Genomic DNA, 14,758 nt, shown 5'->3' with positions numbered 1-14,758 from the left:
TTCTGATGGAATTCGCGTTTTACTTCGCCGCCGGTGTGGCGGTGGCAGCAACGGTCGGGGTGGTCACCAATACCAACCCGGTGCATGCCCTGCTCTATCTCATCGTCTCGCTGCTGGCGGTGTCGATGGTGTTCTTCGCCCTCGGCGCGCCCTTTGCCGGTGCGCTGGAAATCATCGTCTATGCCGGCGCCATCATGGTGCTGTTCGTCTTCGTGGTGATGATGCTCAACCTCGGCCCGGCTGCCGCCGAGCAGGAGCGCAAGTGGCTGACGCCCGGTATCTGGGTCGGCCCGGCGATTCTCAGCGCCCTGCTGCTCGGCCAGTTGCTCTATGTGCTGCTCAATCACGTCAGCGACGCCCATATCGGCCACACCACAGTGGAAGCCAAGGCAGTCGGTATCAGCCTGTTCGGCCCCTACCTGCTGGCGGTAGAGCTGGCCTCCATGCTGCTGCTCGCCGCACTGGTCGCTGCCTATCACCTGGGCCGCCATGACGCCAAGGAGCCCACCGTATGACCGGCATCCCACTCGAACACGGCCTGGCCCTGGCCGGCGTGCTGTTCTGCATCGGCCTGGTCGGTCTGATGGTGCGGCGCAACATCCTGTTCATCCTGATGAGCCTGGAAGTGATGATGAACGCCGCTGCACTGGCCTTCGTCGTGGCCGGCGCCCGCTGGGGCGCGGCTGACGGCCAGGTGATGTTCATTCTGGTGATCACGCTGGCAGCCGCCGAGGCCAGCATCGGCCTGGCGATCCTGCTGCAGCTGTATCGCCGCTTCAACACCCTGGATATCGACGCTGCCAGCGAGATGCGCGGATGAACCTTCTAGCCCTGACTCTATTCTTCCCGCTGCTCGGCTGGCTGCTGCTGGCCTTCTCGCGCGGACGCTTCTCGGAAAACACCAGTGCGCTGATCGGTGTCGGCTCCATCGGCCTGGCCGCCGCCAGCGCCGCCTGGGTCATTGCCGCCTTTCTCGGCAATCCGCCGGCTGACGGCACCTACAGCATGACCCTGTGGCAGTGGATGAGCGTCGAAGGCCTGGCGCCGAGCTTCACCCTGCATCTGGATGGGTTGTCCGCGACCATGCTCGGTGTGGTCACCGGCGTGGGTTTCCTGATCCACCTGTTCGCCAGCTGGTACATGCGCGGCGAGGAAGGCTATTCGCGCTTCTTCGCCTACACCAACCTGTTCATCTTCAGCATGTTGCTGCTGGTTCTAGGCGACAACCTGCTGGTGCTGTTCTTCGGCTGGGAAGGCGTCGGCCTGTGCTCGTACCTGCTGATCGGCTTCTACTACAAGCACGTACCCAACGGTAACGCAGCGCTCAAGGCCTTCATCGTCACCCGCGTCGGCGACGTGTTCCTGATGATCGGCATGTTCCTGCTGTTCATCAACCTCGGCACCCTGAACATTCAGGAGCTGATGGTGCTGGCACCGCAAAAATACGTGGCCAATGACGCCTGGCTGTGGGTCGCCACCCTGATGCTGCTGGGCGGCGCGGTCGGTAAATCCGCCCAATTGCCGCTGCAGACCTGGCTGGCCGACGCGATGGCCGGCCCGACCCCGGTGTCGGCGCTGATCCACGCGGCGACCATGGTGACCGCGGGCGTCTACTTGATCGCCCGTACCCACGGCCTGTTCCTGCTGACCCCGGAGATTCTCGAACTGGTCGGCATCGTCGGCGGCGTGACCCTGGTGCTGGCCGGTTTCGCCGCACTGGTGCAGACCGACATCAAGCGCATCCTCGCCTACTCGACCATGAGCCAGATCGGCTACATGTTCCTCGCCCTCGGCGTCGGCGCCTGGGACGCGGCGATCTTCCACCTGATGACCCACGCCTTCTTCAAGGCCCTGCTGTTCCTCGCTTCCGGTGCGGTGATCCACGCCTGCCACCACGAGCAGAACATCTTCAAGATGGGTGGTCTGTGGAAGAAGCTGCCGCTGGCCTACGCCAGCTTCGTCGTAGGCGGCGCGGCGCTGGCCGCCCTGCCGCTGCTGACCGCCGGCTTCTACTCCAAGGATGAAATCCTCTGGGAGGCCTTCGCCAGCGGCCATAGCGAGCTGCTCTACGCTGGCCTGGTTGGTGCCTTCCTGACCTCGATCTACACCTTCCGCCTGATCTTCATCGCCTTCCACGGCGAGCAGAAGACCGAGGCACACGCTGGTCATGGCATCGCCCACAACCTGCCGCTGATGGTGCTGATCGTGCTGTCGACCTTCATCGGCGCCTGGATCACCCCGCCGCTGGCTGGCGTGCTGCCGGAAAGTGCCGGCCATGCCGGTGGCGAGGCCAAGCACAGCCTGGAACTGCTCTCGGGGCTGATCGCGGTGAGCGGTATCGTCATCGCCGCCCTGCTCTTCCTCGGCCGGCGCCGCGTTGCCTCTGCCGTGGCGCAGAGCGCGCCAGGCCGCCTGTTGAGCGCCTTGTGGTTCGCCGCCTGGGGCTTCGATTGGCTCTACGACAAACTGTTCGTGCGCCCCTACCTTGCGCTCTGCCATCTGCTGCGCCGCGACCCCATCGACCGCGGCATCGGCCTGATTCCGCTGCTCGCGCGCGGTGGCAACGCCGCACTGGTGCGCAGCGAAACCGGCCAGGTGCGTTGGTACGCCGCTTCGATCGCCGGGGGCGCCGTGCTGGTGCTCGCCGTCATCCTCTTTTTGAGTTAAGGAAAACAGCCTGATGATTCTGCCCTGGCTAATCCTGATCCCCTTCATCGGCGGCCTGCTGTGCTGGCAAGGCGAGCGCTTCGGCCACGTCCTGCCGCGCTGGATCGCGCTGATCACCATGGGCCTGCTGTTCGGCCTGAGTCTGTGGCTATGGGTCAGCGGTGATTTCACCCTGGCACCGGCCCCGGACGGCGGCCCGCGCTGGGCCCACGAGTTCGTCATCGACTGGATTCCACGCCTGGGTATCACCATTCACCTGGCGATGGACGGTCTGTCGGTGCTGATGGTGACGCTCACCGGCCTGCTCGGTGTGCTCTCGGTACTCTGCTCGTGGAACGAGATCCAGAACCGCGTCGGCTTCTTCCACCTCAACCTGATGTGGATTCTCGGCGGCGTGGTCGGCGTGTTCCTCGCCGTCGACCTGTTCCTGTTCTTCTTCTTCTGGGAAATGATGCTGGTGCCGATGTACTTCCTCATCGCGCTCTGGGGTCATAGCGGCAGCGACGGTCGTACCCGTATCACCGCTGCTACCAAGTTCTTCATCTTCACCCAGGCCAGCGGCCTGATCATGCTGGTGTCGATCCTGGCCCTGGTGTTCGTGCACTTCAACCAGACCGGCGTGCTCAGCTTCAACTATGCCGACCTGCTGAAGACCGAACTGGCGCCTGGCACCGAATACCTGCTGATGCTCGGTTTCTTCGTCGCCTTCGCGGTGAAGTTCCCGGTGGTGCCGGTGCACTCCTGGCTGCCGGATGCCCATGCCCAGGCACCGACCGCTGGCTCCGTTGACTTGGCGGGTATCCTGCTGAAAACCGCCGCCTACGGCCTGCTGCGCTTCGCCCTGCCGCTGTTTCCCAACGCTTCGGCCGAATTCGCCCCCATCGCCCAGTGGCTCGGCGTGTTCGCCATCGTCTACGGCGCGCTGTTGTCGTTCGCGCAGACCGATATCAAGCGCCTGGTGGCCTACTCCAGCGTCTCGCACATGGGCTTCGTGCTGATCGCCATCTATTCGGGCAGCCAGATCGCCCTGCAAGGTGCGGTTGTGCAGATGGTCGCCCACGGCCTGTCCGCTGCTGCGCTGTTCATCCTCTGCGGCCAACTGTACGAGCGCGTGCACACCCGTGACCTGCGCCAGATGGGCGGGATCTGGGCGCGCATGCCCTGGCTGCCAGCCATCAGCCTGTTCTTCGCTGCTGCGGCGCTGGGCCTGCCGGGCACCGGCAACTTCGTCGGTGAATTCCTCATTCTGCTCGGCAGCTTCCCCAGCGCACCCTGGGTCGTGGTGCTGGCTGCCACCGGCCTGGTGCTCGGCTCGGTGTACGCCCTGGCGATGATTCACCGCGCCTACTTCGGCCCGGTGCAACAGGAAGCGCCGCTGCCCGGCCTCAAACCGCGCGAGCTGGCCATGGTGCTCGGCCTAGGCGTGCTGCTGATTCTGCTTGGCGTTTACCCGCAACCGGTGCTCGACACCTCCGCTGCCAGCATGCACGGCGTGCAGCAGTGGATGGCTGGCGCCCTCGATCAACTCGCCTCGGGCCGGTAAGGGTAAGGATTAGAGACTCATGGAACATCACGCTGTCGACTTCACCCTGCAACACCTGATCGCCCTGCTGCCGCTGCTGGTAACCAGCCTTACCGCTGTCGTGGTGATGCTAGCCATCGCCGCCAAGCGCAATCACACGGTGACATTCATCCTCTCGGTGGTGGGCCTGAACCTGGCGCTGCTGTCGCTGATTCCGACGCTGGAGGTGGCGCCGCTAGAGGTCACCCCGCTGCTGCTGATCGACACCTTCGCCTGCTACTACATGGCCCTGGTACTAGCGGCCAGCCTGGCCTGCATCACGCTGATCCATGCTTACCTGGGCGGTGATTCGGGCAAGGGCTATCCGGGCAACCGCGAGGAGCTGTACCTGCTGGTATTGCTGTCCGCAGCCGGTGGTCTGGTGCTGGTCAGCGCGCAGCACCTGGCCAGCCTGTTCATTGGCCTGGAACTGCTGTCGGTACCGACCTACGGCATGATCGCCTACGCCTTCTTCAACAAGCGCTCGCTGGAAGCCGGCATCAAGTACATGGTGTTGTCGGCCGCTGGTTCAGCCTTCCTGCTGTTCGGCATGGCGCTGCTGTATGCCGAGTCCGGCAATCTGGCCTTCGCCGATATCGGCGCCAGCCTGATGCGCGAGAGCAGCCAGCTGGTGCAGATCGGCATCGGCATGATGCTCATTGGCCTGGCCTTCAAGCTGTCGCTGGTGCCCTTCCACCTGTGGACGCCGGACGTCTACGAAGGTGCCCCTGCGCCGGTGGCCGCCTTCCTGGCCACTGCCAGCAAGGTGGCGGTGTTCGCCGTGCTGCTGCGCCTGTACCAGATATCCCCGGCCATGAGCGGCGGCTGGCTGAGCGAGCTGCTGACGCTGATCGCGATTGCCTCAATCCTGGTCGGTAACCTGCTGGCGCTGCTGCAGAACAACCTCAAGCGCCTGCTCGGTTATTCCTCCATCGCCCACTTCGGTTACCTGCTGGTGGCCCTTATCGCCAGCAAGGGGCTAGCGGTGGAAGCCGTGGGCGTGTACCTGGCCACCTACGTGCTGACCAGCCTGGGCGCCTTCGGTGTGATCACCCTGATGTCCACGCCCTACAGCGGCCGCGATGCCGATGCGCTGTACGAATACCGTGGCCTGTTCTGGCGCCGCCCGTACCTGACCGCCGTGCTCACGGTGATGATGCTGTCGCTGGCCGGCATTCCGCTGACCGCAGGCTTTATCGGCAAGTTCTACGTGATCGCTGCCGGCGTCGAGGCGCAACTGTGGTGGCTGCTCGGTGCCATGGTGCTGGGTAGCGCCATCGGCGTGTTCTATTACCTGCGGGTGATGGTCACCCTGTTCATGCGCGAACCCAACCTGCATCGCCACGACGCGCCCTTCGACTGGGGCCAGCGCGCCGGCGGTATCATGCTGCTGGTCGTTGCCCTGCTCGCCTTCTTCCTCGGCGTGTACCCGCAGCCGCTGCTGGAGCTGGTGCAGCAGGCAGGACTGGTCGCCCTGGCGCAGTAGGCGAAGCCCCGCAAACGAAGAGCCCCCGCAGATGCGGGGGCTTTCTTTTAGGGGTCGCGGCTAAAGCCCCTCCCACACAGATTCATGGTGACTTGTGGGAAGGGCTTTAGCCGCGACAGCTTGTTGCGCTAGCGCCGAGCGACCAAAAACAGACGCGGAAACGGCAACAATACTCGACCATCGGCCTGCGCCGGGTAGGCTTCACCGATCGCCGCCTGATAGCGTTCGAGAAAAGCTGCCTGCTGCTCGGCATCCAACGGCTGCAGGAATGGCAGCAACGCAGTGGATTTGAACCACTCCACCACCGCAGCAGCATCGTCCAGCACATGGAAGTAGGTGGTACGCCAGATATCCAGCTCACAGGCCTGAGTACTAAGGATGTCGTAGTAAGTCTGTGCGCTGTGCCGCTCGGCATGACGCACGTCACCAATCAGTTCAGCCCACGGCCCTTTTGCCGCCACTTCGCGGGCCAGGCGATGCGCGGGCTCTTGCAAATTGTCCGGTGTCTGGATCGCCAACCAGCCACCAGGTGCCAACTGCGCCAGCAATCTCGGGTATAGCTGGGCGTGATCGGGCAGCCATTGCAGCGAGGCGTTGGCCAGGATCAGCTGCGGCGCGCACTCGGCCTGCCAGTGCTGGATATCCGCCAACTGGAAAGTCACCTGCGGCAACCGTTCGCGCGCCGCACGCAACATGTCCTCGCTGCTGTCGATGCCGATCACCCGCGCCTCAGGCGCATGCGCCTGCAACACGGCAGTGGAGTTACCGGGGCCGCACCCCAGGTCGACGGCCAACTCGATACCGTCGCGCGGTACCGCTGCCAGTAGGTCATGTACCGGGCGGGTACGCTGACGTTCGAACAGCGAATATTGCTGGGCAGACCAACTCATCAGAAAACTCCTGGCTTCATTCGACCGGCAGAGGATAACAGGCCACGCGCCGCACTCCGCCACCGGCAGTTTTCCGCTGTAAAGCTTCTGGAACATGGCGGTTATCCGCCACCGCCTGTGCGCCAGATCACAGGCTTTTTACCAGCCCTGGCAGGCTGGCGGAAATTCGCCACACTGGCATAACCCTTGCCATGCAAGGATCAGCTCTGAACTGTCTGGGATGCTGCCTATATTCCCATAGCAGAACAGTGGAGCGACCAACACGAGGCCGCCGTAAAGGCGTCGCAACCGACAAGAAGAAAAGGAAGCAGTATGTTCAATCCAGTCCGCGCCCTGGCCGCATGCGCCTTGGCGTTAGCCTCTCTTGGTGCCAATACGGCACTGCCCGATGAACCTATCCTGATCAAGTTTTCCCACGTCGTCGCCGATGGCACGCCCAAGGGCCAGGGCGCACTGATGTTCAAACAGCTGGTCGAGGAGCGTCTGGCCGGTAAGGTCAAGGTCGAGGTCTACCCGAACTCCAGCCTTTACGGTGACGCCAACGAGCTGGAGGCACTGCGCAACGATGAGGTGCAGCTGCTGGCGCCCTCCCTGGCCAAATTCGAGCAGTACACCAAACAGTTGCAGGTGTTCGACCTGCCATTTCTGTTCGACGACATCGAAGCCGTCAACCGTTTTCAGAAGCGCTCAAAAGGCCGCCAACTGTTGCGCTCGATGGAAGACCATAACATCGTCGGCCTGGCCTATTGGCACAACGGCATGAAACAACTCTCTGCGACCCGCGCGTTGCATACACCCGGTGACGCCAATGGTCTGAGCTTCCGCATTCAGCCCTCGGCGGTGCTGGAGGCGCAATTCGGCCAGGTTGGCGCCAGCACCCAGAAGCTGCCCTTCGCAGAAGTGTTCAAGGCGCTGCAGAGCGGTCAGGTGCAAGGTGCGGAGAACCCCTGGTCGAACATCTACAGTCAGAAATTGCACGAAGTACAACCGTTCATCAGCGAAACCAACCATGGCGTGCTGGACTACATGCTGGTGAGCAACTCACGCTTCTGGTACGGCATCCCGCATCAGATCCGTGTGGAGTTGGAAGCCATCATCGATGAAGTCACCTATGCGGTGAACAAACAGGCCGAAGCCGCCAACCAGGCTGACCGCCAACGCATCATCGACTCCGGCCGTAGCCAGTTGATCAACCTCAGCAGCGAAGAGCGCGAAGCCTGGCGCAACGCCATGCGCCCGGTCTGGCAGCAGTTCGAATCGGTGATCGGCAGCGACGTGATCAAGGCCGCACAGACGGTCAATCGCAAGCAGCGCAATTGATGGCGGATATCCGCCAAGCACCGATCAGCTGGGAATATGCTCGGGCGGTAGTGGATGCCCGAGCAGGTAACCCTGCAACGAGTCACAGCCCAATTCGGTAAGGAACGCCTGTTGCTCGGGCGTCTCGACCCCTTCGGCGACGATGCGCAGGTCAAGCGCTTGGCCCAGGGCAACGATGGCGGAGACGATAGCCATGTCATCGCCGTCGTGCTCCAGGTCTCGCACGAAACCACGGTCGATCTTCAGTTCATTAGCTGGCAAACGCTTGAGATAGAGCAGGCTTGAATAGCCGGTACCGAAATCGTCGATGGCGATGTCCACCCCCATTTCGGCGAGCTGTTCGAGAATCACTTGGCTGGCGCTCACATCATGCATGGCAGTGCTTTCGGTGATTTCCAGAGTCAGGCAATTGGCCGGCAGCGCATGCCTGGCCAAGGTCTGGCGCACGGTTTCGACCAGTTCACCATGGCAGAACTGCAGCGCCGAGAGGTTCACCGCCACGCGCCAGTCCTGATGGCCCTGCTCGTACCACAAGCGCATTTGCCGACAGGCTTCATCCAGCACCCAGTCACCGATGGGAATGATCAGCCCAGTCTTCTCCGCCAGCCCGATGAAGCGCACCGGCGCCAGCAACCCCTGCTGCGGATGCTGCCAACGCAGCAAGGCCTCGGCACCGAGCATGCGCCCAGAGCCGCTGGCGAACTTTGGCTGGTAGTGCAGGCGCAGCTCGCCGCGCTCCAGGGCCACGCGCAGATCATGCAGCAACTGCAGTTGCTGCCGCGCATTGGTGTTCATCGAACTCTTGAAGAAGCTGTAACCGTTCTTGCCCAGACTCTTGGCGTGATACATCGCGGCATCAGCATTGACCAGCAACTCCTGCTGATCGATACCATCTCCCGGATACAACGCAATCCCCACACTGGTGGAGACACGCAGCTCATGACCGTCGATCTCGAAGGGCTGACTGAGCAGCCCCACCACATGGCTGGCCACGTTGCTTGCATCATCCGGATGACGCAACTCGGCCAGCAGCACGAACTCGTCACCACCGATACGCGCCAGGCTGTCATTGGCGCGTAGATGGGCACGCAGACGCTGCGCCACCGCGACCAACAATTGATCACCAACGTGATGACCAAAGGCATCGTTTACCGGTTTGAAGCCGTCCAGGTCCATGAACAGCAAGGCGAAATAACCGCCATTGCGCTGCAACTTGAGGATGTTCTGATTGATGCGATCTTCCAGCAGCAGGCGATTGGGCAGCTTGGTCAGGCCATCGTGCAGTGCCAACTGGGTGAGTTCGGCATTGGCCTTGGCCAGCGAACTGCTCAACAGTTCGGTGCGTGCTTCCAGACGTGCGTCGAGAATCGAGGTCAGCAAGGCGATGGCCAGCACGGCAAGGGTTGTGACGATCACCAGGCTCGCCAGCCAACCGCTGTCCAGGCCGCTGAAGGCTGCGCCGCAGAAGCTGCCTTCGGGGAAATTCGCAGCTGCCATGCCAGTGTAATGCATGCCGACGATGGCAAAGCCCATGATCACCGCCGCCCCGCCGCGAAACAAACGCACATGGCGCGTATGACGGCGCAGGCGGAAGGCGATGAGCAAGGCAGCGCCAGAGGCGGCGACAGCGATCAGCAGCGACAGCGCGAAGAGCAGCGGGTCATAGACGATACCGGGCTGCATGCGCATCGCGGCCATGCCGATGTAATGCATCGCACCGATGCCGGCGCCCATGGCTACAGCACCCAGGCATAGATGCCAGGCCGGCAGTTCGGGCTGGCTGACCAACCACAAGGCAAAGCCTGAGGCGAGCATGGCGATGGCCAGTGAGAGCAGGGTGATGGCAAGGTCGTAGCCAAGGTCTATCGGCAGTCTGAAGGCGAGCATGCCGACGAAGTGCATGGACCAGATGCCGAGCCCCATGGCCACGGCACCACCGCCGATCCACAGCACCCGCGCCGCACCCTGGGCGCCAGTGATACGCCCCGCCAGGTCGAGGGCGGTATAGGACGCCAGGATCGCCACGCAAAGCGAGAGAAAGACCAGGGCGAAATCGTAACTACCAATCAGCATCGCGGGACTCTGAACAGAAAGGACGCACGACCGAAGGGCAATAGCTGCCCCACACCAATAATGGCCAGTTGCGATCACTTGATACTAGAGTGCGAATCTTAGCGGAAACTTAGCTCCCAGGTCAGGCTGCGCATGCACCTGATGCTTATTCTCCTCTACTGACCCTCGCCATCGTGCAATTGCTGCAGCTGCCAGCCGCCACCCAGAGCAGCGATCAACTGCACACTGGCTGTCAGCCGGCTACCCAGCAGGGTGAGGTTGGTACGTTCGTTGTTCAGCGCAGTGGCCTGTACGGTGACCACGCTGTTGTAGTCGACGGTACCGGCGCGGTACTGGTTTTCGATCAGACGCAGCGACTCGCGCGCCGCATCCAACGCCTCCTGCTGCACCCCGCTCTCCTGCTCCAGCACGCGCAGCTGCACCAGGTAGTCCTCCACCTCGCGGAAGCTGTCCAGCACCGTCTGGCGGTATTGCGCCACGGTCTGATCATAGGCGGCTTCGCTGCGCTCCAGCTCCGCGCGGCGCGCACCGCCGTCGAACAGGGTCAGCGCCAGTTGCGGGCCTAGCGACCAGAAGCGGTTGGGCACTTCGATCCAGTCGGCGAAGCTGCTGCCCCGGTAACCGCCGCTGGCCGAAATCGTCAGATCGGGGAACCACGCCGCCTCGGCTACACCGATCTGCGCGTTGGCCGCCATCACCCGGCGCTCGGCCGCGGCGACGTCAGGACGGCGCTCGAGCAACTGCGAAGGCAGCGCCATGGGCACCTGGGGTAATGCCGGCAAGCTTTCGCGTGGCGCGATGGACAGTTCGGCCGGGCTGACGCCGACCAGCACGGCAATGGCATGCTCAAGCTGCGCGCGCTGCCACTCGAGATCGATGGCCTGTGCCTGGGTACTCTTGAGCTGGGTGGTGGCCTGGGACACGTCGGACTTGGGCACGATCCCGGCACGATACTGGTTCTCGGTCAGCCGTAAGGAGCGCGCGTAAGCGGCCACGGTGGCGTCGAGCAAACGCTTCTGTTCGTCGAGGATGCGCAGCTGCAGGTAGTTCTGCACCAACTCGCTCTGCAGGCTCAGGCGCGCTGCGGCCAGATCGGCGGCGCTGGCGTCGAACTCGGCACGACTGGCCTCCAGACCACGGCGCAGTTTGCCCCAGAGATCCAGCTCCCAGGCGGCATTGAGGCTGAGGTCATAGCTCTTGGAGATGCTTGATGCTCCAGAACCGCTGACGGTAACGCCATCTGTGGTGCGAATGGTGCTGTCACCACCGCCCTGCCCGGCCCGCGTCACCCCGGCGCTACCGGATAATGTCGGATAGAAACTGGCCCGCGCACCACGTACCAACGCCCGCGCCTGGCGATACTGGGCTTCGGCGGCGGCCAGGTTCTGGTTGGACAACTGCAGACGCTCGGCCAGTGCATTGAGCTCGGCATCGCCGTACAGCGCCCACCAGTTGCCACGCTCCAGAGCATCGGCCGGCGCCGCGGTTTTCCAACCATCGACTTGCTTGAACTGCGCAGGTGCCGCCAGTTCGGGACGCTGATAGTCAGGCCCCAGGGCGCAGCCGCCCAGCACGCCGGCGAGCAGCAAGGAGACAAGAGTTCGGGCGAAAGGAGCTCGATTCATAGCGGATTTTCCAACGAAGCATCGGTGCGCACGCCGCGCCAGCGGTTGACGCGATGGCGCAGGCGGTCGAAATAGAGGTAGACCACCGGAGTGGTATAGAGCGTCAGCATCTGGCTCAGCACCAGACCACCGACGATGGTGATACCCAGCGGTTGACGCATCTCCGAACCTTCGGCACTGCCCAGCACCAGCGGCAAGGCCCCCAGGATCGCAGCCAGGGTAGTCATCATGATCGGTCGGAAACGCAACAGGCACGCCTGGCGGATAGACTCCTGCGGACTCAGGCGCTCACCGCGCTCTAGTTGCAGGGCCAGATCGACCATCAGAATGGCATTCTTCTTGACGATGCCGATCAGCAGGAACAACCCCAGCAGCGAGATCAGGCTGAACTCCATGCCCACCAGTTGCAACGCCAGCAAGGCGCCAACTCCGGCCGACGGCAAGGTCGAAAGAATGGTCAGCGGATGCACGTAGCTCTCGTAGAGCACGCCCAATACGATGTACACCACCACCAGAGCCAATAGGATCATCAGCGGCTGATTGCCCTGGGTCTGCTGAAACGCCGCGCCGGTGCCGCCCAGCATACCCTGCACCTCGCTGGGCAGGCCGACACGAGCCACGGCGCTGTCGACGGCGCGGCTGGCCTGATCCAGGCTGACACCTTCGGCCAGGGAAAAACCGATGCTCTCGGCGGCGAACTGGCCCTGGTGGTTGACCCGATCCTCTTCCAGGCTGCGCTCCCAATGGGCGAAGGTGGACAGCGGCACCCGTGCGCCATCGGCGGTAATCAGCTGAATCTGGTCCAGCGCCTCGGGATGCTGGGCGTAGCGTGGGTTGATCTCCATCACCACGCTGTACTGGTTCAACGCTTCGTAGATGGTGGAAACCTGACGCTGACTGAAGGCGTTATTGAGCACCGCGGTGATCATGCTCATTTCCACGCCCAGGCGCTGCGCTGCCTCTCGATCCACTACCAGACGAATTTGCTGGGCTCCACTGTTCTCGCGGGCGTCGATATCGGTCAGCTCGGGCAGCGCACGCAGCGCCTCGCGCACCTTGGGTAGCCACTCACGCAGGGCATCGAGATCGCCCGAGAGCAGCATGTACTCGTTCTCCGAACTACGCCCCTCGCGCCCACCGATCTGCAGGTCCTGGTCCGGCATGAGGAACATGCGCCCACCGGGCACCTTCGGCACCGTGGCACGCAGGCGGTTGATCACCTGTTGTGATGACACGCCACGCTCGCTGATGGGCTTCAGGCGCACGATCATGAAGGCATTGTTGATCCCGCCTGCGCCGCCGATGAAGCCAGCCACACTGTCCACCGCCGGATCGGCCAGCACCGCCTTGCGGAAAATTTCCATCTTCGGCTGCATGACCTGGAAGGACAGCCCATTGTCGCCGCGAATGAAGCCGATCAACTGGCCAGTATCCTGCTGCGGCATGAAGGTCTTGGGAATGCTGACGAACAGATAGACGTTCAAGGCGATGGTCGCCAGCAGGCTGATGACCATCAGCAACGAATGACGCAGTGCCCAGTCCAGCGAACGCCCGTAGATAGCCAGCACCCGCGTCTGCAGGCGATCACCCCATTGCTGCAGGCGGCCGCGCGGCTGTTCGTCCTCGGCCTTGAGCCAGCGCGCGCAGAGCATCGGCGTCAACGTCAGCGACACCAGCAGGGAAATCACCACCGCCACGGCCAGGGTGATGGAAAACTCACGGAACAGCCGCTCGACGATGCCGCCCATGAACAGGATGGAGATGAACACCGCCACCAGCGACAGGTTCATCGACAGCAAGGTGAAACCCACCTCACGCGTGCCTTTGAACGCCGCAGCCATCGGCTTCTCGCCGTTATGGATGTGCCGGGCGATGTTCTCCAACACCACGATGGCATCGTCCACCACCAGGCCGGTGGCGATGATCAGCGCCATCAGCGACAGGTTGTTCAGCGAGAACCCCAGCAGGTACATGGCGGCGAAACTACCGATCAGCGACACCGGCACCGCCAGCGCCGGAATCAGCGCTGCCCGCCAACGTCCGAGAAACGCCAGCACCACCAGGATCACCAGACCCACGGCAATCAGCAGGGTCTGCTCGGCCTCGTGCAGGGTGGCACGGATTACCGGCGAGCGATCCATCGCCACCTCCAGCTCGACGCTGGCAGGAATCACCTCACGCAGTGCTGGCAGCTCGGCGCGGATGTCGCTGATGGTCTGCAGGATATTCGCCCCACTCTGCCGATTGATCACCAGCAGCACCGCTTCCTTGTCGTTGTAGAAGCCGCTGTTGTAGCGGTCTTCGACGCCATCGGTAACCGTGGCCACGTCGCCCAGGCGCACGGCAGCGCCGTCCTGGTAGCGGATGATCATCGGCAGATAATCGGCAGCCTTGGCCAACTGGTCGCTGGCCTGCACCTGCCAACGGCGCTGCTCGTCCTCGACCGCGCCCTTGGGACGCAGGGCGTTGCTGGCTGCGATGGTCTGGCGCACTTCGTCCAGCGCAATGCCATAGTGATCGAGCAGACGCGGCTCGAGGGAAACCCTTACTGCCGGCAGCGAACTACCGCCGACCTGCACCTCGCCCACACCGCCAACCTGGGACAGCTTTTGCGCCAGGATGGTCGACGCCACGTCGTATAGCTGGCCCTTATTCAGAGTGGTACTGGTCAGCGACAGCACCATGATCGGTGCCTGCGACGGGTTGATCTTGCGATAGCTGGGCATGGTGCGCATGCCGCTGGGCAGCAGTTCGCGCGCCGCATTGATCGCCGCCTGTACCTCGCGCGCCGCGGTGTTGATGTCCTTGTCCAGGTCGAACTGGATCATGATCCGCGTGCTGCCCTGGCTGCTGCGGCTGTTCATCTGGCTGACCCCGGCGATCGAGCCGAGCGAGCGTTCCAGCGGCGTGGCCACGGTCGAGGCCATGATCTGCGGACTGGCGCCAGGCAGGCTGGCCTGCACGGTGATGGTGGGGAAATCCATCTGTGGCAACGGCGCCACCGGTAGCAGGCCGAAGCTGACGCCGCCGAGCAGCATGATCGCCAGACTCAGCAGCAGCGTGGCCACCGGACGGCGAATGAAGGGGGCGGAGAGGTTCATGCGCGCCTGGCCTCAAGGCTTCGCCAGCCCTGTAG

10 protein-coding genes are annotated in these 14,758 nt (G+C 63.2%); 6 read left to right on the top strand and 4 right to left on the bottom strand.

Annotation, left to right across the window (positions count from 1 at the left end; all coding sequences use genetic code 11):
* The first annotated feature begins 5 nt into the window (after positions 1–5).
* Genes nuoJ through nuoN form a run of 5 tightly spaced genes read left to right on the top strand, consistent with a single transcriptional unit; the run spans position 6 to position 5,714 of the window.
* On the top strand, positions 6–515 hold the full coding sequence (gene nuoJ, locus CDO35_RS08735; RefSeq protein ID WP_041979356.1) for an NADH-quinone oxidoreductase subunit J: 510 nt from the start codon (positions 6–8) through the stop codon (positions 513–515).
* A complete protein-coding gene (gene nuoK, locus CDO35_RS08730) occupies positions 512–820 on the top strand; it encodes an NADH-quinone oxidoreductase subunit NuoK (protein ID WP_003460477.1) in 309 nt (102 codons plus the stop codon). Before nuoJ ends, nuoK begins: the two co-directional genes overlap by 4 nt.
* Positions 817–2,667 carry an NADH-quinone oxidoreductase subunit L gene (nuoL, locus tag CDO35_RS08725; RefSeq protein WP_099523901.1) on the top strand — a complete coding sequence of 617 codons (1,851 nt, stop codon included), beginning with the start codon at positions 817–819 and terminating at the stop codon, positions 2,665–2,667. The genes nuoK and nuoL overlap by 4 nt, the downstream gene beginning before the upstream one ends.
* 13 nt (positions 2,668–2,680) lie before the next feature.
* The gene (gene nuoM, locus CDO35_RS08720) at positions 2,681–4,210 is read left to right on the top strand and encodes an NADH-quinone oxidoreductase subunit M (protein ID WP_099523899.1); all 1,530 of its coding nucleotides are present in this window, start codon (positions 2,681–2,683) and stop codon (positions 4,208–4,210) included.
* A gap of 19 nt (positions 4,211–4,229) precedes the next feature.
* A complete protein-coding gene (nuoN, locus tag CDO35_RS08715; RefSeq protein WP_099523896.1) occupies positions 4,230–5,714 on the top strand; it encodes an NADH-quinone oxidoreductase subunit NuoN in 1,485 nt (494 codons plus the stop codon).
* Between the two features lie 128 nt (positions 5,715–5,842).
* On the opposite strand, the gene tam is transcribed toward nuoN, so the two are convergent.
* Positions 5,843–6,604: a trans-aconitate 2-methyltransferase gene (tam, locus tag CDO35_RS08710; protein ID WP_099523894.1), complete on the bottom strand. Its 762-nt coding sequence runs from the start codon at positions 6,602–6,604 to the stop codon at positions 5,843–5,845.
* A gap of 312 nt (positions 6,605–6,916) precedes the next feature.
* Here tam and CDO35_RS08705 point away from each other — a divergent pair, with 312 nt between their 5' ends.
* On the top strand, positions 6,917–7,924 hold the full coding sequence (locus CDO35_RS08705) for a TRAP transporter substrate-binding protein (protein ID WP_099523893.1): 1,008 nt from the start codon (positions 6,917–6,919) through the stop codon (positions 7,922–7,924).
* Positions 7,925–7,948: 24 nt separating this feature from the next.
* Here CDO35_RS08705 and CDO35_RS08700 read toward each other — a convergent pair whose 3' ends face one another.
* The 3 genes from CDO35_RS08700 to CDO35_RS08690 all read right to left on the bottom strand — a co-directional run bounded on the left by CDO35_RS08700 (position 7,949) and on the right by CDO35_RS08690 (position 14,723).
* Positions 7,949–9,997 carry a putative bifunctional diguanylate cyclase/phosphodiesterase gene (locus CDO35_RS08700; RefSeq protein WP_099523891.1) on the bottom strand — a complete coding sequence of 683 codons (2,049 nt, stop codon included), beginning with the start codon at positions 9,995–9,997 and terminating at the stop codon, positions 7,949–7,951.
* A 155-nt stretch (positions 9,998–10,152) separates the two neighbouring features.
* Positions 10,153–11,622: an efflux transporter outer membrane subunit gene (locus CDO35_RS08695; RefSeq protein ID WP_099523889.1), complete on the bottom strand. Its 1,470-nt coding sequence runs from the start codon at positions 11,620–11,622 to the stop codon at positions 10,153–10,155.
* Positions 11,619–14,723 carry a multidrug efflux RND transporter permease subunit gene (locus tag CDO35_RS08690; protein WP_099523887.1) on the bottom strand — a complete coding sequence of 1,035 codons (3,105 nt, stop codon included), beginning with the start codon at positions 14,721–14,723 and terminating at the stop codon, positions 11,619–11,621. The genes CDO35_RS08695 and CDO35_RS08690 overlap by 4 nt, the downstream gene beginning before the upstream one ends.
* Positions 14,724–14,758: the final 35 nt, after the last annotated feature.

The organism is Pseudomonas sediminis (assembly GCF_002741105.1).
Taxonomy (GTDB): Bacteria; Pseudomonadota; Gammaproteobacteria; order Pseudomonadales; family Pseudomonadaceae; genus Aquipseudomonas; species Aquipseudomonas sediminis.
This window is presented reverse-complemented; position numbering and strand designations above follow the sequence as displayed.